General features: G+C 64.9%; 15 protein-coding genes and 1 tRNA gene. 7 read left to right on the top strand and 9 right to left on the bottom strand.

Annotated features, from left to right (window positions below; translation table 11 throughout):
* Positions 1-3 precede the first annotated feature (3 nt).
* Entirely contained in the window at positions 4-126 is a 123-nt protein-coding gene (locus TVC13_RS09905) for a hypothetical protein (protein ID WP_422401045.1), read from the top strand.
* Positions 127-204: 78 nt separating this feature from the next.
* The gene (locus TVC13_RS09900; protein WP_422401044.1) at positions 205-1,662 is read left to right on the top strand and encodes an aldehyde dehydrogenase family protein; all 1,458 of its coding nucleotides are present in this window, start codon (positions 205-207) and stop codon (positions 1,660-1,662) included.
* Between the two features lie 408 nt (positions 1,663-2,070).
* On the opposite strand, the gene csrA is transcribed toward TVC13_RS09900, so the two are convergent.
* Positions 2,071-2,316, bottom strand: coding sequence for a carbon storage regulator CsrA (gene csrA, locus TVC13_RS09895; protein ID WP_422401043.1), 246 nt, complete (start codon positions 2,314-2,316; stop codon positions 2,071-2,073).
* A gap of 174 nt (positions 2,317-2,490) precedes the next feature.
* Here csrA and TVC13_RS09890 point away from each other — a divergent pair, with 174 nt between their 5' ends.
* Entirely contained in the window at positions 2,491-4,887 is a 2,397-nt protein-coding gene (locus tag TVC13_RS09890; protein WP_422401042.1) for an ATP-binding cassette domain-containing protein, read from the top strand.
* 17 nt (positions 4,888-4,904) lie between these two features.
* Here the strand turns inward: TVC13_RS09890 and TVC13_RS09885 are convergent, their stop codons facing one another.
* The gene (locus TVC13_RS09885) at positions 4,905-5,735 is read right to left on the bottom strand and encodes a sigma-70 family RNA polymerase sigma factor (RefSeq protein WP_422401041.1); all 831 of its coding nucleotides are present in this window, start codon (positions 5,733-5,735) and stop codon (positions 4,905-4,907) included.
* Positions 5,736-6,004: 269 nt separating this feature from the next.
* On the opposite strand from TVC13_RS09885, the gene TVC13_RS09880 reads away from it, so the two are divergent.
* Positions 6,005-6,445 (top strand): flagellar protein FlgN, encoded by a 441-nt coding sequence (locus TVC13_RS09880; RefSeq protein ID WP_422401040.1) that lies wholly within the window; start codon positions 6,005-6,007, stop codon positions 6,443-6,445.
* 93 nt (positions 6,446-6,538) lie between these two features.
* On the opposite strand, the gene TVC13_RS09875 is transcribed toward TVC13_RS09880, so the two are convergent.
* From TVC13_RS09875 to TVC13_RS09845, 7 genes are all read right to left on the bottom strand, one after another.
* A complete protein-coding gene (locus TVC13_RS09875; RefSeq protein ID WP_422401039.1) occupies positions 6,539-7,375 on the bottom strand; it encodes an aldo/keto reductase in 837 nt (278 codons plus the stop codon).
* 100 nt (positions 7,376-7,475) lie between these two features.
* Positions 7,476-7,934, bottom strand: a complete 459-nt coding sequence (locus TVC13_RS09870; RefSeq protein ID WP_422401038.1) for a hypothetical protein — start codon at positions 7,932-7,934, stop codon at positions 7,476-7,478.
* Positions 7,935-7,959: 25 nt separating this feature from the next.
* Positions 7,960-8,691, bottom strand: coding sequence for a bacterial proteasome activator family protein (locus TVC13_RS09865; protein WP_422401037.1), 732 nt, complete (start codon positions 8,689-8,691; stop codon positions 7,960-7,962).
* Between the two features lie 40 nt (positions 8,692-8,731).
* Positions 8,732-8,983 (bottom strand): hypothetical protein, encoded by a 252-nt coding sequence (locus TVC13_RS09860; RefSeq protein WP_422401036.1) that lies wholly within the window; start codon positions 8,981-8,983, stop codon positions 8,732-8,734.
* Between the two features lie 133 nt (positions 8,984-9,116).
* The gene (locus tag TVC13_RS09855; RefSeq protein ID WP_422401035.1) at positions 9,117-9,308 is read right to left on the bottom strand and encodes a YbdD/YjiX family protein; all 192 of its coding nucleotides are present in this window, start codon (positions 9,306-9,308) and stop codon (positions 9,117-9,119) included.
* A complete protein-coding gene (locus TVC13_RS09850) occupies positions 9,308-11,608 on the bottom strand; it encodes a carbon starvation CstA family protein (protein WP_422401034.1) in 2,301 nt (766 codons plus the stop codon). The genes TVC13_RS09855 and TVC13_RS09850 overlap by 1 nt, the downstream gene beginning before the upstream one ends.
* Before the next feature lie 142 nt (positions 11,609-11,750).
* Positions 11,751-12,728: an NAD(P)H-quinone oxidoreductase gene (locus TVC13_RS09845; protein ID WP_422401033.1), complete on the bottom strand. Its 978-nt coding sequence runs from the start codon at positions 12,726-12,728 to the stop codon at positions 11,751-11,753.
* 66 nt (positions 12,729-12,794) lie between these two features.
* Between TVC13_RS09845 and TVC13_RS09840 the strand changes: the two genes are divergently transcribed.
* The 3 genes from TVC13_RS09840 to TVC13_RS09830 all read left to right on the top strand — a co-directional run bounded on the left by TVC13_RS09840 (position 12,795) and on the right by TVC13_RS09830 (position 18,385).
* A tRNA-Ser gene (locus tag TVC13_RS09840) sits at positions 12,795-12,882 on the top strand.
* A 233-nt stretch (positions 12,883-13,115) separates the two neighbouring features.
* The gene (locus TVC13_RS09835; RefSeq protein ID WP_422401032.1) at positions 13,116-13,682 is read left to right on the top strand and encodes a septum formation family protein; all 567 of its coding nucleotides are present in this window, start codon (positions 13,116-13,118) and stop codon (positions 13,680-13,682) included.
* 218 nt (positions 13,683-13,900) lie between these two features.
* Positions 13,901-18,385, top strand: coding sequence for an ExeM/NucH family extracellular endonuclease (locus TVC13_RS09830; protein WP_422401031.1), 4,485 nt, complete (start codon positions 13,901-13,903; stop codon positions 18,383-18,385).
* Positions 18,386-18,458: the final 73 nt, after the last annotated feature.

Below are 18,458 nucleotides of genomic sequence, written 5' to 3'. Positions count from 1 at the left end.
TTCGTGAATGATCCGGTGGCCGGCATCATTGCCGTCATGCCGATCGTGTTCGGACTTATCGGGCTCGCCCGGCTGCTCAAGCGCATCAGCGGGGAGCACCGGAAGCGCCCGGAACGCGCAGGCTGACAAGGCCGGAAGCGCTCCGGCACCCACTCGGTCTGGGATACTTGAGGGACCCCCATATCCCGAAAGCTAGGAACCCAAATGGCTTTGCTCGACCCGTCCATCTGGACGGACAAGATTTACGTCAACGGCTGGCGCGACGGCGGTGCAGGTTCCGCTGACGCTGTGGAACCGGCCACCGGAGAGAAGCTTGGCAGCTACGGCGTAGCCTCCGTTGACGACGTCCTTGAGGCTGCCCGCACCGCTGCGGCAGCACAGAAGGAATGGGCTGCCCGCAAGCCGGAAGAACGCGCCGCAGTGCTGCGCCGCGCCGGCGCCCTGTGGGAAGAACACGCCGCGGAACTCGGCGGATGGATCACCCGCGAGGCAGGCAGCATCCCGGCCAAGGCCGCACTCGAAACACACAGCGCGGCGAACGAATGCTACGACGCATCCGCCCTTCCGTCCCACCCCGCCGGCGAAGTACTGGCCACCAACGAACAGCGCTGGTCCTTCTCCCGGCGCCGTCCCGCCGGCGTCGTTTCGGTGATCGCGCCGTTCAACTTCCCGCTGATCCTCTCCATCCGCGCCGTTGCCCCGGCGCTGGCCCTAGGCAACGCCGTCCTGCTCAAGCCGGACCCCCGCACCGCCGTGTGCGGCGGCGTCGCACTGATGCGCGTCTTCGAAGAAGCAGGTCTGCCTGCCGGTCTGCTCTCCCTGCTTCCCGGTGCCGCGGAAATCGGTGCCGCCGTCGTAGAGGCACCGGAAGTCCGCGTCATTGCCTTCACCGGCTCCACCGGCGCGGGCCGCAAGATCGCCGAATCCGCCGGCCGCCTGCTCAAGCGAGCGCACCTGGAACTGGGCGGAAACAACGCCATGATCGTGCTCCCCGGAGCTGACCTGGCTAAGGCTGCCTCCGCCGCGGCCTTCGGATCGTTTATGCACCAGGGCCAGATCTGCATGACCACCGGGCGCCACATTGTGCACGAGGACATCTACGAGCAGTATGTCGAGGCCCTCGCCGAGAAGGCATCCCACCTGCCGGTGGGCGACCCGGCAGGCGGCCAGGTGGCCCTGGGCCCGATCATCGACGAGAACCAGCTGAAGAAGATCGACGGCATCGTGCAGGACGCGGTTGCAGCAGGGGCGCGCCTGGCAGCAGGCGGCACCAGCGAAAACCTGTTCTACCGGCCCACCGTGCTAGCCGACGTGGCGAAGGACAACCCGGCCTGGACCCAGGAAATCTTCGGCCCGGTCGCTCCCGTGATGAAGTTCAGCACCGTGGACGAAGCCGTGGAACTGGCGAACGACAGCGAGTACGGTCTTTCGCTCTCGATCCTCGGTGACGTGGGGCTGGCCATGGAGATTGCCGACCGCGTGGAATCCGGAAAGGTCCACATCAACGAACAGACCGTCAACGACGAATCCAACGCGCCGTTCGGCGGCGTCAAGGATTCGGGCAACGGCGGCCGGGTCGGCGGCGCAGCGGCCAACCTGGAATCATTCACCGAAATACAGTGGCTCACCATGCGCCCGGAGATTGCTCCCTACCCGTTCTAGCGCTGGCTTTCCGGAACACCGGAACAGTTAGGATGCGGCGGCTGCCCTCAGGCGGCCGCCGCATCCTGTGTTTTGCAGACCGTCCAAACCTCAAGATCAGCGAAACTTTTTGGCGGAAGATTGAGCCAACTACCGGCAGATCTTGAGGATTTACCCCGGTTTGGCTGGATAGGGTCATCGCAGAAGCAAACTTCGGCGCACCCCAAAAGCGCAGAAACCTGATTCAGACTTTCCCCAAGAAAGAACCGCAGTATCCCCTAATTAGTTACTGCGAATGAACGAGCCGCACAGTTGCATGTGTGGTGCCGGCCGCCCGTCCGTGGCAGGCACTTGGCTCGCCGCTCCGGCACCTACCCCAATGGGTGCCGGGGCGCGGCCGGGAATCGCCGGCGCGCGCCGCCGGACCGGCTAACCGGCCTCCGGCCTGCGAAGATTCAAAGCGGCCCGAATCCGGGCCTCGGCGTCCGCGGGAGCGGCAGAAGCCGCAACGTTCGACTCCTCAACGGCACGAAGAACTTCACTGCGCTGGATCTTCACTCCCCTGGGCGCATCAATGCCGATCCGCACGCCGTCTCCGCGCGAATCGAGCACGGTAATGACAATGTCATCACCAATCAGGATCTGTTCTCCTGATTTCCGCGTTAGCACGAGCATTTGCTTACTCTATCGCACCCGCCAAGCCGCTTAGCCGAAACCGTTCCCGGGCAGCGGGCGGCGTCTTCTCTGGATTTGGTCGGCGAGCCAAACGGTCAGAATTCAAGAAGCATTCAGAACCGGAGGGCGGGTAACGTAGGCCACCTACCCTCGTTGGCGCTGCAGAGGAGCATCATGACCACGGCGACGGATTCAGCTACCGGCAACCCAGACGCACACCCGGCGGACCGGCACGAGACGATCCGTGTGATCGGGGCGCGGGAGAACAACCTGCGCGACGTCAGCGTGGACATCCCCAAACGGCGGCTGACCGTGTTCACGGGTGTTTCCGGCTCAGGCAAGTCCTCCCTGGTTTTCGCCACCATCGCGGCGGACTCCCAGCGCATGATCAATGAAACCTACAGTGCCTTTGTGCAGGGGTTTATGCCGTCCCTGGCGCGGCCGGACGTGGACCGGCTGGAGGGGCTCACGACGGCGATCATCGTGGACCAGGAACGGATGGGCGCCAATCCGCGCTCCACGGTTGGGACCGCCACGGACGCCAATGCCATGCTGCGGATTCTCTTCAGCCGGCTGGGCAAACCGTATATCGGTTCCCCCAACGCCTTCTCCTTCAACGTTCCCTCGGTCCGGGCCAGCGGAGCCATCACCGTGGAACGCGGCGGGAAGACCAAGGCAGAAAAAGCCACGTACAACCGGCTGGGCGGCATGTGCCCGAGGTGTGAAGGGACGGGGAACGTCAGTGACTTCGACCTGAGCGTGCTCTATGACGATTCCAAGTCCATCCTTGAGGGCGCGCTCACAATCCCCGGCTACAGCATGGACGGCTGGTACGGCAGGATCTTCAGCAACACCGGACTCTTCGACCCCAGCAAACCGATCTCAAAGTTCACCAAGAAGGAACTGCAGGCCCTGCTTTATGCCGAGCCGACCAAGCTGAAGGTGGACGGCATCAATGTCACCTTCGAAGGACTGATTCCCAAAATCCAGAAGTCGATGCTGTCCAAGGACCGGGAGGCCATGCAGCCGCACATCCGTGCCTTCGTGGACCGTGCCATCACGTTCTCCACGTGTCCTGAGTGCGGAGGCACCCGCCTCGCGCAGGAGGCCCTGTCGTCGAAGATCATGGGAAAGAACATCGCCGATCTGTGTTCAATGCAGATCAGTGACCTGGCAGCGTGGGTGCGGAAACTCGACGAGCCTTCGGTGGCCCCGCTGCTGGCCGGGCTGCAGCACCTGCTGGACTCCTTCACCGAGATCGGACTGGGCTACCTGTCCCTGGAGCGGTCCGCGGGAACACTGTCCGGCGGCGAATCCCAGCGGACCAAGATGATCCGTCATCTCGGCTCCTCCCTCACGGACGTCACGTACGTCTTCGACGAGCCGAGCATCGGCTTGCATCCCCATGACATCCAGCGGATGAACCAGCTGCTGCTGGCACTGCGGGACAAGGGCAACACCGTGCTGGTGGTGGAGCACAAGCCGGAAATGATGGCGATCGCAGACCACGTAGTTGATCTCGGTCCGGGAGCAGGTTCCGGCGGCGGGGAGATCTGCTTTGAGGGCACGCTCGACGGCCTTCGCGCCTCCGGGACCGTCACCGGCCGCCACCTGGATGACCGGGCGCAGCTGAAGGACTCGGTACGGGAGCGTTCGGGAGTGCTTGAGGTCCGCGGCGCCGCCCTGAACAACCTGCAGGACGTCGACGTCGACATTCCGCTCGGCGTCCTGTGCGTCTTCACCGGAGTGGCGGGTTCCGGCAAGAGTTCCCTGATCCGCGGCTCGGTGGCGAAGCGGGACGGCGTCGTCGTCATTGACCAGAGCGGGATCAAGGGGTCCCGGCGCAGTAACCCGGCCACCTACACGGGCCTGCTGGAACCGATCCGTAAGGCGTTCGCGAAAGCCAACGGGGTGAAGCCGGCGCTGTTCTCCTCCAACTCAGAGGGAGCGTGCCCGGTCTGCAACGGTGCCGGGGTCATCTATACCGATCTGGGGGTCATGGCTACGGTGGAGTCCACCTGCGAGGAATGTGAGGGCAAGCGGTTCCAGGCCACCGTGCTGGACTACACGCTGGGCGGGCGGAACATCGCCGAGGTGCTGGCGATGTCCGTTGCAGAGGCCGAGGAGTTTTTCCGTGAGGGTCCCGCCCGTACACCCGCCGCTCACCAGGTCCTTGAACGCCTGGCCGATGTGGGCCTGGGTTACCTGAGCCTCGGCCAGCCACTGACCACGCTCTCCGGCGGGGAGCGCCAGCGCCTGAAACTGGCCGCCCAGATGACGGACAAGTTCGCGAAGAGCAGCATCTACGTCCTCGACGAGCCCACCACTGGCCTGCACCTGGCCGACGTCGAGCAGCTGCTGGGACTGATCGACCGCCTGGTGGACTCGGGCAAGTCAGTGATCGTGATTGAACACCACCAGGCCGTGATGGCCCACGCTGACTGGATCATCGACATGGGTCCCGGCGCAGGGCACGACGGCGGCCGGGTGGTGTTTGAAGGCACGCCGGCTGACCTGGTGGCCGGCCGACAGACCCTCACCGGAGAACATCTGGCCGGCTACGTAGCCTAAGCCGGGGTCCGGGCGCTTTAGGCGCTGTGGACCACGGGGGCGTAGCAGGGGGCAGGCTGGAGGTGCGGGTCCTGGCGGGTCAGTCCCCCTGCGGTCCATTCGGCGACGGACTGCAGGTAGGCGTTGCGGCGGGCGGGCGAAATCCTGGACTCAATCGGCTCGGGCGTACCGGTATCGGAATAGTGGGTGCGCAAGCCGTCCCGGAGCAGACGGATTGCCTCTGCGCGCTGCTGGGAAACCGCTGAGTGGGTCGAGCCCAGCTCTGCTGCGAGTTCCTTGACCGTCCGGTCGTGGAAGTAGACCTGTTCAACGATGTAGCGCATCTTCTCCGGCAGGACCGCCACAGCTGCCCGCAGGTACTGCAGGTTCTCGGCGGAGAGTGCGGCAGACTCAGGGGAAGGCAGGCTGCTGATCAGCGAATCGGAGATTGCATCGTCCAGGTGGGAGACCGTCCGGGATGCATCTGCCATCGCATCTTCCGCGACGGAGCGCTCCACTCCCATCGCCGAGGCAATTTCATCAACCTTCGGCGACCTGCCCAGTGCTGCCGTCAGCGTCTCGCGGACCGCAAGGGTTTCCTTGATCCGGCGCCGGGCGGTGCGGGTGGCCCAGTCATTGGCGCGCATCTCGTCCGTGAACGCACCGGTAATCCGGCGCCGCGCGTATGCGCCGAACGGGACCCCCAACTCTGCGTTGTAGGAATCCGCCGAGGTAATAAGCGCTATTGCACCCACTGATGCCAGGTCGTCCCTGGACAGATGCGTAGCCTTCGCGCATACCTCGGACACCAGGTATCCGACCAGCGGAAGGTTCTCCACAACCAGCCGGTTGCGCTCTTCACGATTCAACTCTTGGACCCCCAAGTCCGTAGTTCCCCAAATAAGATGTCGCGCTCGAACGAAACCGGACGGCGGGCCTCCCCCAAAGAGTCTCACCAGTAACGAACGCAACATCTGCAATTTATCACTACGATGGTCAGGGGAAGCCGCTAATGCGTGTTTCCTCTTGATTAACATTTTCTGGCCGTGGGGGCGGGGAGTTTCAGGACTCGTAAGTTTCAGTCGTTTTCCCCCCGCCCGGGACGAAAACCACTCGCAACGCAGGAGGTGAGCCGCACATGGATCCGCAGAAATTATCAGCGTTGCTCTGGAAAGAGCGGGAACTGCTCGAGTTCCTGGCATTCAAGCTGGATGAACAGCAGCTGCTCCTGACCACGGGCAGGATCCGCTGGATAAAGTTCGCCAATACGGAAATAGAGCAGGCAACCCAGCGCCTGCGTGCCGCCGGCCTGGCACGTGATCTTGCCGTGTCAGCCCTGGCTTCAGACTGGGGACTGGCAGAGGACGCCAGCCTGCGCCGGATCATTGCCGGTGCTCCCTCCGGCCCGTGGGCGGAGATCTTCACCTCCCACCTTGACGCGATGACTTCCCTGACAAATGAGATCCGCGAACTCCGCGATGCCAATGAGCAGCTGCTCCGGGAAGCGGTACGTTCCACCGAGGAGTCCATTGCCGGTGCGTCCGGTGAGAATCCCCGAACGGTTGACCGGAAGCTGTAGCCGTACGTCACAAAAGGAAACTGCCGTCACAAAAGAAAGTGCTCCTTCCCCGCCGGGGGAAGGAGCACTTTGCTTTAATCGGGGCGCTGAAGCCTAGGCGAAATCGGATGTGGCCGGATCGGCACCGAAACGGGTGCCGTTGTCCAGCGCGTTGATCGCCTGGATGTCCTCGTCGGAAAGCTTGAGGTCCAGTGCGGCCCAGTTTTCGCGGATGCGGGATTCCGTGACGGACTTCGGAATCACGATGTTGCCCAGTGCCAGGTGCCAGGCGATAACCACCTGGGCGGGCGTGGCGCCGTCGTACTTTTCAGCGATCTGCTGCAGAACTGCGTCATCCAGCAGACCCTGGCCGGAGCCCAGCGGCGAGTAGGACTGGTGCTTGATGTTGTGCTTGGCTTCGAACTCGCGCAGTTCGGTCTGGGCCAGGTACGGGTGGGTTTCCACCTGGTTCAGGACGGGGACCACGCCGGTGGCGTCGATGATTTCCTGCAGCGCCTCCACCGTGAAGTTGCAGACGCCGATCGACTTGACCCGGCCGGACTTCTGCAGCTCAACCAGCGCCTTCCAGGTGTCCACGTACTTGCCCTGCTTGGGCTGGAGCCAGTGGATCAGGTACAGGTCAAGGTATTCCAGGCCCAGTCGCTCCATGGAGGCGTCGAAAGCGGCCAGGGTTTCTTCGTACCCCTGGTCGGCGTTCCAGACCTTCGTGGTGATGAACAGGTCTTCGCGCGGCAGGCCGGAGGCAGCGATGGCGCGGCCGACGCCGGCCTCGTTGCCGTAGATCTTGGCGGTGTCGATGTGGCGGTAGCCGGCCTCGAAAGCCATGCCCACGGTCTTTTCCGCGAGTTCGTCCTCAACCCGCCAGACGCCGTAGCCGAGCTGGGGAATGGTGTTGCCGTCATTGAAGGTGACGAGTGGAGATGTAGTCATGGTCCCCATCCTCCACCCGCTGCACCAGCTCCGCCGACCAAAAGGGCCGGTGTTTGCTGGACGCGAAATCGACGCGGCGGCCCTTGCGGCCGGAGCACGTTCAGCCGCGGGAAGCTGCGAGCACCCGTTCGGCCTCGGCGACGTCCTCTTCCACCAATTCAGCACGGCGGCGGACGTTCTCCACGCCGGCGGAGGCAATGCCCCACCGCTCCCCCTCCAGGCGTGACATGGCCGCAGCCTCCGCGGCGGCGGCCAGCGAATTCCCGGACCGGGAAAGCGCCCGGTGAACGGCGATCAGCCCGCCGGGAATGTCCTGGCCGGTGCTCGGAAGCTGTTTCTGGGCTCCTGCGCAGACTGCCCGGACGCGCGGCTGCAGGGCTGCGAGGGTGTTGGCGACGAGGGCAAGCTCGTTGTACAGGGCGTCGTCTTCCACGCCTTCAAGCATCTGGTGGTAGCGGTCCAGGCCGCGGGTAAACCGGTCGTGGGCACGGCGCCACACACCCTTGCCGAGTTCGGTGTCGTCCTTGCGCCCCTGCCGGGCTGCTGCGAAAAGTGCCATCCTGCCGGAAATTCTACAGATAACTCTACAAATACTGTCCGGGACCCGCGTGGGGCTCAACGCGGCCGCCCCCACCGGGCTGCTGGCCGGGCTGCTGGCCGGGCTGCGCTGCGGTGCCGGTACGCCGCGGCTCGCCGTTTTCACCGATCACGACGCCGGGCGCCAGTACGGTGCCGGGGGGAAGCTGGCGGAGCTGCAGCCTGCTCTGCAGCTGCTGGTTGGCAGTCTGCTGGGCAGCGATCGCCGTCTGGATTCCGCGGAACAAGCCTTCAAGCCAGCCCACCAGCTGAGCCTGTGCAATGCGCAGTTCGGCGTCCGTGGGAGTGGCGTCGTCCGGGAAAGGCAGGTTGATCCTCTCGAGCTCAGTCACCAGCTCCGGGGCCAGCCCGTCATAGAGCTCCTTGAGCGAGCGTTCGTGGATTTCAGCGAGCCGGTTCCTGGCGGCGTCGTCCAGCGGCGCGTTGCGGACCTCTTCAAGCAGCTGCTTGATCATGGTCCCTATCCGCATGACTTTGGCCGGTTCGTCCACCAGCTCGTTTAGCTTGGCCGGCCCGGACCTGGCGGCTGAGGGCTGGGCCCCTGACGACTCCGCCTTCTCGTCCCCGGTGCCGCTTCCCGCGTGGCCGGCATCGTCCGGGTGAATGGCCTGGACCTGCTGGTCCGTGCCGTCCCGGTCCGGTGTCTCCGAAGAAGTACCGGCCGGGCCGCCGGGAGCTTCCATCCCGGAGGCGGCCGCAGATCCGTTCTCTTCAGTCATGAATTAATGCTCTCACGCATGCCGCCGGTTGGTCCGGGGTTCAGTCGCTTTCCAGCTCTTCCTCGCGCATTTGTGCATACTCCCCGTCCGGGCTCAGTCCGGCGGCGAACTGTCCGGCGTTCAGCTGGCCTGCCGTGTAGTGCTTCTCGTCGAATTCCGGTCCGGCCTTGGGATCTTCGGCCAGTCCGGCGTCCTCGGCCAGATGATCGTCTTCGTTGTCCGGCTCCGGCAGCGGGAGGCTGATGTCTTCGCGCAGGTGGGGGTCGCTGGGTAGGTCCTTGTTCTCTGCCATTCCCCCAGCAAAGCAGTATCCGGGAATCGTCTCAACACTCCCCCAACCACCGAGATGGCAGAAACTGCTCTTTTGGGACCTGTAACGTGCAGTTTCTGCCATCTCGATGGGTTGGTAGGGCGGAGGAAGCGGGTCAGCAGCAGCGCCCGCCGGGGTTGGCATCCTGGCGGTCCATCTTGTCCCGCCAGAACTCCCGCTCCGTCAGCGGCGCGGAGGAACAGCCCGACGCCGCGTGGTGGGCCTGGTATTTGCGGTATGCGTCCTCCCCCATCACGTCACGGAAGAAGCGGATGAATCCGCGCAGGTGTCCAACGACCGCAGCCATCAGTGACCCGCCACCGCTGGTTTCTTGGCCTCCGGCAACGCATCCCACTGCGCCTGGATCTTCTTCTCCTCCTCGGTGGCGAAGAAGCCGGCCGGCGCGAAGGTCCGCGACGCCACGGCCGGATCCTCGGCGCTGGGCGCCCCGCCGGAGCGGAAGGAACGCACCGAGGCAATGACAGCCGTGATGATCACGATGATCGCCAGGGACACGAACAGGATGGAAAGCAGGCCCTGCACGAAGGTGTTCCGAACGACTGCTTCCATCGCTTCCACGGTCTTTGCCGTGCCGAAGCTGGTTTCCCCGGCCTCCAGCGCATTGCGGAAGGCGTTGTGCTGGGCCCAGTAACCGACGGCGGGGACCGGCGAGAAGATCTTGTACATCGACGCTGTGATGGTAACGACGGAGGCGAAGGCCAGCGGCAGCACCACCACCCAGATGTACTTGAAGACGTTCTTCTTCGCCAGAATGGCCAGACAGATGGCCAGAGCAATGGCAGCCAGCAGCTGGTTGGCAATGCCGAACAGCGGGAAGAGCGTGTTGATGCCGCCCAGCGGGTCCGTCACTCCCATGATCAGGATGGACCCCCACCCTGCGACCATGATGGCCGTACAGATCCAGGCGCCGGTGCGCCACCCCGTATCCCGGAACTTCGGCACGAAGTTCCCGATCGAGTCCTGCAGCATAAAGCGGGCAACACGGGTGCCGGCGTCCACGGCGGTGAGGATGAACAGCGCCTCGAACATGATGGCGAAGTGGTACCAGAAAGCCATCATGGCCGGGCCGCCGATGAAGCTCTGCATGATCATCGCCAGGCCTACGGCCAGGGTGGGTGCACCGCCGGTGCGGGACACCACTGACTCCTCACCGACGTCGGAGGCAAGGGAGGTGAGCATGTCCGGCGTGAGGTTCACGCCCACCAGGCCCAGGGAGTTCACAAAGGCGACGGCGCCCTCCACGGTTCCGCCGGTGGCGGCAGCGGAGGAGTTCATGGCGAAGTAGATGCCGCGGTCCAGGGAAATCGCCGCAACCAGGGCCATGATGGCCACGAAGGACTCCATCAGCATGCCGCCGTAGCCGATGAACCGGGTCTGGCGTTCCTTCATGATCATCTTCGGGGTGGTCCCGGAGGAGATCAGGGCGTGGAACCCGGACAGGGCGCCGCAGGCAATGGTGACGAACAGGAACGGGAAGAGCGGCCCGGCGACCACGGGACCGTCATCACGCGAGGCGAACTCACTGAAGGCCGGAACACTGATCTCCGGGCGGACGATAATGATGGCGACCGCCAACATGACGATCGTGCCGATCTTCATGAAGGTAGAGAGGTAGTCGCGCGGGGCCAGCAGCAGCCAGACCGGCAGGACGGCGGCGATGAACCCGTAGATGATAATGCCCCAGGCAATGGTCACCCGGTCCAGGGAGAAGATCGCGACGCCCCATTCGGTGTCGGCGATCCAGCCGCCGCCCACGATTGCCAGCATCAGCAGCACAAAGCCGATGATGGAGACTTCGCTGACCTTTCCGGGGCGCAGGTAGCGCAGGTACACGCCCATGAACAGGGCGATCGGGATGGTCATGGCTACGGAGAAGACACCCCAGGGGCTCTCACCGAGCGCGTTCACGACTACCAGCGCCAGGATGGCCACGATGATGATCATGATGGTCAGCGTGGCGATCAGCGCAGCAGTGCCGCCGATCAGGCCGAGTTCCTCACGGGCCATCTGGCCCAGGGAACGCCCGCCGCGGCGCATGGAGAAGAACATGACCAGGTAGTCCTGGACCGCGCCGGCGAGGATCACGCCCACGATGATCCAGACCGTACCGGGCAGGTAGCCCATCTGGGCGGCCAGGACCGGGCCTACCAGCGGGCCGGCTCCGGCGATCGCGGCGAAGTGGTGACCGTAGAGAACCCGCCGGTCGGTGGCGGCGTAGTCCTTGCCGTCTGCCTTGTACTCCGCAGGCGTGGCCCGGCGGTCATTGGGTTTGAGCAGGTGCCGCTCGATGTACTTCGAATAGAACCGGTAACCGATCAGGTACGTACAGACCGCTGCAAAAACGAACCAGATGGCATTGACCGTTTCGCCGCGGACGATCGCCAGCATGGTCCAGCTAACACCGCCCAGCAGCGCGATGCCTACCCAAACCGCGATTTTCAGCGGGGTCCAGGTGCTGCGCCCTGCCTCGCCGTCGTCGTCGACCGCCACCGGCGGCAGGTCCGGGTCCTGGACGAGGACGTCTGCGGCCCCGGTGCCGGGATCCGGGCGGTCCGGATCCCTCCGGCGCCGATTGTTTTCGCTCATGGTGCTACCCCTTGTCAGCAGTGCGGGTCCTCACCTTTGGGAAAAGGTGCGGGTGATGCGCAAGAGGCTAGCACCGCGATGAGGCGCAGGTCACACACGCCGGGGCAGGTTCGGCGACCAAGTTCCGCCCCGGCAGTTCCGCCTAAATGGTCAGGAGGATCTTTCCGGTGTGCTGGCCGGAATCGAAGTATTCGTGGGCGGCAGCTGCCTCGGCCAGCGGAAACGTGCGGTCCACCAGCGGCTTGACGCTGCCGTCCTTGAGCAGCGGCCAGACATATTCGCCCACGGCTGCCATGATGGCGCTCTTTTCCGCTTCCGGGCGCGCGCGCAGCGTGGTGCCCATGACGGCGCAGCGCTTGCGCATCAGGGCATTGAGGTCCAGTTCGGCCCGGGTCCCGCCCTGCAGACCGATGATGACCAGCCGGCCTTCGACGGCGAGCGCGTCGAGGTTGCGCTGCAGGTACTTGGCTCCCATGACGTCCAGGATCACGTCCGCCCCGTGCCCGTTGGTGGCGGCACGGACCTCCTCAACGAAGTCCTGTTCCTTGTAGTTGATCAGCACTTTGGCACCGAGGCTGCGGGCGAGCTCCAGCTTGGCGGGGCTCGATGCCGTCACCATGGGCACTGCTCCGAAGGCGGCCACAAGCTGGATGGCCATGGTGCCGATGCCGCCGGCACCGCCGTGGATCAGCACGTACTCGCCTTCACGGACGCCGGCGGCCATAAAGAGGTTGGAGAACACGGTAGCGGCAACTTCGGGCAGTGCCGCGGCGGTCACCAGATCCATGTCCGCCGGAACCGGCAGCACCTGCCCGGCAGGGACTGCCACCTGCTCTGCGTAACCGCCGCCGGAGAGCAGGGCAACGACGTCGGCTCCCACTTCCAGCCCTTCCACACCGGTGCCGATGGCGGCCACGCGTCCGGAGACCTCGAGTCCCGGATATTCCGGTGCTCCCGGAGGCACGGGATAGTTTCCCTGCCGCTGCAGGACATCGGCCCGGTTCAGCCCGGCAGCGACGACATCGATCAGGACTTCTCCCGGTCCCGGCACTGGTGCCGGGACATCGGAGTGGGCCAGGACTTCCGGACCACCCGGTTCGGTAATGACGATCGCTTTCATGGAACCTCCTGCTGGTGGGGAGAAAATTTTGGTGATCTGCGCTCATCTGCCAGACTACTAAGCGGAGGAAGGTTGTCCGAGCGGCCGATGGAGCTGGTCTTGAAAACCAGTGTGCGGTAACCCCGTACCAAGGGTTCGAATCCCTTACCTTCCGCTCACGCGGTGAAACAGTATGTCCCCAAGGGATGTAACGGTCCATCAGAAAACGCCCCGGTCTGCAGACCGGGGCGTTTTTCCATGCCCTTCTCGATGCCAATGCATATTGCTCCCGGATGTTACTTTGCCGATTTATAAGCATGCTTGGCGTGCGCATAGTCTCTTCTGGTGGTTTCCGGCCCATTGGGGGGTGGAGAACCAAAACCAATTACCGCAGAAGGAGTTATTCGCATGAATTCCGCCCGCCAGGTACAACTGGCCCGCGCCGGAAAAGCCATCACGGCTGCCGCCTTTGCACTCGTGCTCGCAGGCTGCGGAGCCTCAGGCTCCGCCGAAAAGGACGAACCGAAGACCAGCGAGTCGCCCGCCGCGGCGTCGGCCTCGCCCGAAGCCGAGACCGTAGCTGATGAGGCGGAAGAGGTGTCTGCGGAAACCGTCGACGCCGTCGACCTGAAGGTCGGAGACTGCCTGGTCGATGACCCGGGTGAAGAGGAGATCGCCGACGTCGATGTTCTCCCCTGCACCCAGCCGCATGATTCCGAGGTCTACGCAGCAATGGACATCGATGCGGGCGCCTACCCCGGCGAGGAAGCCGTGGACACCATGGCGCAGGAGTTCTGCCTCGCTGAGTTCCAGCCCTACGTCGGCACCGACTACTCCGTGTCGGCACTCGACGTGGGATACCTGACGCCGACGCCGACTTCCTGGACGCTGGGGAACGACCGCGAAATCCTGTGCACCGTCTACCGGGTAGACGGTGAAAAGCTGAGCACTTCGGTCAAGAACTCGAACGTCTAGTTCCATTCGCCCAGAGAGGGGACCTAACCGAGGCGGCTAGGTCCCCTCTCTCGTATTGTCAATAGTTACCTCCCGTTAGGCCCCCAAAGGGTCGGAATTCATATGCCTGTCACTCCGGGGTGGTATCCAGAAGGGGTTCACCGCACCCGCTGCCGTTTTCCCAAGCCGTTACCGCGCGTCCGAAACCGGCATCCTTTCCCCCAAAGGAGCAATGAGGCATGAGATTTACCCGATGGAGGGCAGCGCTGGGAACAGCACTGTCTGCCGGCCTGCTGGCCGGTCCACTGGCGGCACTGCCCGCCCACGCCGAGGAAGCAGCGCCCTCCGGCGTCGTGATCAACGAGGCCTATCTGAGCGGCGGCAGCGCCAACGCCCCGTTCACCAATAAATTCGTAGAGCTGTACAACCCGGGCAGCTCCGCGGTCAGCCTGGACGGCTGGTCGCTGCAGTACCGTGCCGCCGGCAGCACGGGTGCGCCCACCGGCATCGGACGCCTTTCCGGCAGCATTCCGGCCGGCGGCTACTACCTCATTCAGGGCGCCAGCAACGGCGGCAGCGGTGTCGCCCTGCCGGCAGCCGATGCCACGATCGGGGCCAGCTTCTCCGGCGGCTCCGGCACCCTGGTCCTGGCCAGCCAGGCCTCCGCGGTGAACCCGCTGGCCACCGGCTCGGTGACGGAGCAGCCCGGCGTCGTGGACCTGCTCGGCTACGGCACGTCCAACACCTTCGAGACTGCTCCGGCCGCCGCCCCGGCGGGAAACTCCGATCCGAAGTCCCTGAACCGGACAGGCTTCACTGACACCAACAACAACGCTGCAGACTTCACCCTCAGCGCCTCCGTCACTCCGACGAATACCGCCGGAACGGGCACCGTACCGGATCCTGAGCCCACTGATCCCGAACCGACCGATCCGGAGCCCACCGATCCTCCGGCCGGCGCAGTGACGATCGCCGAAATCCAGGGCACAGCAGATGCCAGCCCCCTGGTAGGCCAGACCGTCACCACCCGCGGCAAGGTCACCGCCGCATACCCCACCGGCGGCTTCAGCGGCTACTACATCCAGACCCCGGGCACCGGCGGCGAACTGGATCAGGCCACCCACGCCGCGTCCGACGCCATTTTCATCTTCTCCTCGGACACTGTCGGCCAGGTTGCCGTCGGCGACTACGTAGAGGTCACCGGAACCGTGGGTGAGTACTTTGGCCTGACCCAGCTGACCGTCCCTGCAGGCGCAATGACCAAGCTCAGCGAAGCAGCTGAAGAGGTCAAGCCCGCAGCGGTTACCTGGCCGGCCACGGACGCTGAACGGGAAACCCTTGAAGGCATGCTGCTGGCACCGCAGGGAGAGTTCACCGTCACGGACAACTACACCCTGAACCAGTACGCCGAGATCGGCCTCGCGGCCGGCACCGAGACGCTGGTGCAGCCCACCGCCGTCGCGCCGGTGGGAACACCGGAGCACGCCGCGGTAGCCGCCAATAATGCCGCTAAGGCGGTAAAGCTCGACGACGGCGCCACCACCAACTTCCTCTCGGCCGCCAACCAGGCCAAGCCGCTGCCGTACCTGACCTCCACCGATCCGGTGCGGATCGGGTCCCCGGCAACCTTCACCACCAACGTCATCCTGGACTACCGGAACAGCGCCTGGCGTTTCCAGCCACTGACCGAACTTACTCCCGCCAATGCTGAAACCGTCCAGCCGGCGTCGTTCGAAAACACCCGCACCGCGGCTCCGCAGAGCGTGGGCGGCAACCTCAAGCTCGCCGCTTTCAACGTGCTGAACTACTTCAGCACCACCGGTGACGACCTTTCCGGCTGCACCTACTACAACGACCGCTCCGGCGCTCCGGTCACCGTCCGGGGTGGCTGCGATGCACGCGGCGCAGCCAACGAGGCGAACCTTGAACGCCAGCAGGCGAAAATCGTGGCAGCGATCAATGCTCTGGGCGCCGACGTCGTCGGGCTCATGGAAATCGAGAACTCCGCAGAGCTGGGACAGGACCGGGACACTGCCCTGGCCCACCTCACCGAAGCGCTGAACGCTGACGCTCCGGGAACCTGGGACTACGTCCGCTCCCCCGCGGCCCTGCCAGACGACGAAGACGTCATCCGCACCGCCTTCATCTACCGGACCGCTACCGCCGAGCCCGTGGGCGACTCAGTGATCCTGAACGATGAAAGCGTGTTCTCCAACGCCCGCGAACCGCTGGCCCAGGCCTTCAAACCTGCAGGCGGGGAAGACAGCGAGAGCTTCGTGGCGATCGCCAACCACTTCAAGTCCAAGGGTTCCGCACCGGCCACCGGAGAGAACGCCGACAACGGACAGGGCGGCTGGAACGCCGACCGCGTCCGCCAGGCGCAGGCCGTGGCTGCGTTCGCTGAGACCGTGGCGCAGGACGCCGGAACCGAGCGGGTCTTCCTGCTCGGTGACTTCAACTCCTACGCCGCAGAGGACCCGATGCAGGTCTTCGCCGAGGCCGGGTACGTGAACCTGGGCAAGGCGACCGGCAAGCACTCCTACGCCTTCAGCGGCCTGGTCGGATCCCTGGACCACGTCCTGGCCTCGCCCGCAGCAGCTGAGGATGTCACAGGCACCGACATCTGGAACATCAACTCGGTTGAGTCGATCGCCTTCGAGTACAGCCGGTACAACTACAACGCCAACGACTACTACGCAGCGGATCCCTACCGTTCCTCGGATCACGATCCGATTGTGGTGGGCATGGACCTGACCCCGGCCGGAGCCGAAGTCACGGACCTGAATCTGCTCAACATCAACGATTTCCACGGCCGGATTGACGCCAACACCGTCAGCTTCGCCGGAACTGTTGAGCAGCTCAAGGCCGCAGCACCGGAGGGCAGCTCGCTGTTCCTCTCCGCCGGCGACAACATCGGCGCGTCCCTGTTCGCTTCTTCGGTGCAGCAGGACCAGCCCACCATCGACGTCCTGAACGCGCTGGGCCTGCGGGCCTCGGCAGTGGGCAACCACGAGTTCGACGGCGGGTTCGCGGACCTCACGGACCGCGTGGTTCCCGCTTCCGACTTCGATTACCTGGGCGCCAACGTCTATCTGAAGGGCACCACCACCCCGGCCCTGCCGGAGTACACCATCCTGGACGTGAACGGCGTGCAGGTGGCCGTGATCGGCGCCGTCACCGAGGAGACCGGCACACTGGTTTCCCCGGGCGGCATCGCCACGCTCGAGTTTGGCGACCCCGTGGAAGCAGTGAACCGCGTCGCTGAGCGCCTCGAAGCCGAGGGCCTGGCCGACGTCATCATCGCCGAGTTCCACGAGGGTGCCGGATCGGGAACGCCCGACGGCGCCAGCCTGGAAGAGGAAATCGCCGGCGGCGGTGCCTTCGCGGAGATCGTGACGGAGACTTCCGCTCTGGTGGATGCCATCTACACCGGCCACACGCACAAGCAGTACGCGTGGGATGCCCCTGTTCCCGGTGTGGACGGCAAGACCCGCCCCGTGGTCCAGACCGGCTCCTACGGCGAGTTCATCGGCCAGATCGAACTGCAGTACAACGCTGACACTGACGAGGTGCTCTCCTACACCGCAGGCAACGTGGCACGTACCACCACGCCCGCGGCGGAACTCGTTGCCGCTTACCCTGCCGTTGCCGAAGTTCAGCGGATTGTCGACGCCGCCCTGGCGTTCGCTGCCGAAGTCGGCAACCAGCCGATCGGCTCGGTCACGGCGGACATCACCACGGCCTTCGCCGGGACTTCCCGCGATGACCGCGGCAATGAATCCGCCCTGGGCAACCTAGTGGCTGATTCGCTGCTTTCGTCCCTGGGTTCGGCCGAGCGGGGCGGCGCCGAAATCGGCGTCGTCAATCCCGGCGGCCTCCGCGCTGAGCTGTACTACGGCGAGGACGGCGTTATCACCTACGCCGAAGCCAACGCAGTACTGCCGTTCGTGAACAACCTGTGGACCACCACGCTCACCGGCACGCAGCTGAAGTCGGTCCTGGAAGAACAGTGGCAGCCGGATGGAAGTTCCCGGACGTTCCTGGCACTGGGACTTTCTGACAACGTGACCTACACCTACGACCCGGACCAGCCGCGCGGCTCCCGCATCCAGTCGGTCACCGTCAACGGTGAAGCGCTCGATCCCAACCGGGCCTACCGGGTAGGTACGTTCAGCTTCCTGGCCCAGGGCGGAGATAACTTCTCCACCTTTGCGCAGGGAACGGACACCCGTGACTCCGGACTGATCGACCGCGATGCGTGGATCAGCTACCTGCAGGCGAGCAGCCCGGTCTCCCCCGATTTCGCCCGCCAAGGTGTCATCGTCAAGGGTGCTCCCGCCACCGCGCAGGCCGGTTCCAGTGTCACCTTCACGGTAGACAAGCTGGACCTGACCTCGCTGGGCAGCCCGGCTAACACCACGCTGGCCGTCAGCTGGGTCCCGGCCGGTGGAACCGCCGTCGCGCTGGGATCCGTTCCGGTAACGGCCGGTGCCGCCAGCGTCACCGCCGCCATTCCGGCGTCGGCGTCCGGCCCCGGTGCCCTGGTGCTGACCGCGGATCCCTCCGGCACCACAGTGAGCATCCCGGTCACCGTGGATGAAGCACCGCAGCAGCCCACCTGTGTCCGTCCCGTCCCGCCGAAGAACTGGTGGGATGTCCGGGGCTGGCTCAAGTACGCGGTGGACTACGCCCGGTACCTGATCTGCACGATCAGCCGCGGCTAGCCCGCACCGGCTAGGCAATAACGGAGCGGCGGGGGGGGGGGGGGGGGCGGGCGGGGCGGGGGGGGCGGGGGCG

This window comes from Arthrobacter sp. 3Tela_A, from assembly GCF_049311025.1.
GTDB lineage: Bacteria > Actinomycetota > Actinomycetes > Actinomycetales > Micrococcaceae > Arthrobacter_B.
This window is presented reverse-complemented; position numbering and strand designations above follow the sequence as displayed.

Coding starts and splice junctions, on each gene's coding strand:
- TVC13_RS09900 (WP_422401044.1), top strand. CDS start 205: ATGGCTTTGCTCGACCCGTCCATCTGGACGGACAAGATTTACGTCAAC.
- csrA (WP_422401043.1), bottom strand. CDS start 2,316: ATGCTCGTGCTAACGCGGAAATCAGGAGAACAGATCCTGATTGGTGAT.
- TVC13_RS09890 (WP_422401042.1), top strand. CDS start 2,491: ATGACCACGGCGACGGATTCAGCTACCGGCAACCCAGACGCACACCCG.
- TVC13_RS09880 (WP_422401040.1), top strand. CDS start 6,005: ATGGATCCGCAGAAATTATCAGCGTTGCTCTGGAAAGAGCGGGAACTG.
- TVC13_RS09875 (WP_422401039.1), bottom strand. CDS start 7,375: ATGACTACATCTCCACTCGTCACCTTCAATGACGGCAACACCATTCCC.
- TVC13_RS09870 (WP_422401038.1), bottom strand. CDS start 7,934: ATGGCACTTTTCGCAGCAGCCCGGCAGGGGCGCAAGGACGACACCGAA.
- TVC13_RS09865 (WP_422401037.1), bottom strand. CDS start 8,691: ATGACTGAAGAGAACGGATCTGCGGCCGCCTCCGGGATGGAAGCTCCC.
- TVC13_RS09860 (WP_422401036.1), bottom strand. CDS start 8,983: ATGGCAGAGAACAAGGACCTACCCAGCGACCCCCACCTGCGCGAAGAC.
- TVC13_RS09855 (WP_422401035.1), bottom strand. CDS start 9,308: ATGGCTGCGGTCGTTGGACACCTGCGCGGATTCATCCGCTTCTTCCGT.
- TVC13_RS09850 (WP_422401034.1), bottom strand. CDS start 11,608: ATGAGCGAAAACAATCGGCGCCGGAGGGATCCGGACCGCCCGGATCCC.
- TVC13_RS09845 (WP_422401033.1), bottom strand. CDS start 12,728: ATGAAAGCGATCGTCATTACCGAACCGGGTGGTCCGGAAGTCCTGGCC.
- TVC13_RS09835 (WP_422401032.1), top strand. CDS start 13,116: ATGAATTCCGCCCGCCAGGTACAACTGGCCCGCGCCGGAAAAGCCATC.
- TVC13_RS09830 (WP_422401031.1), top strand. CDS start 13,901: ATGAGATTTACCCGATGGAGGGCAGCGCTGGGAACAGCACTGTCTGCC.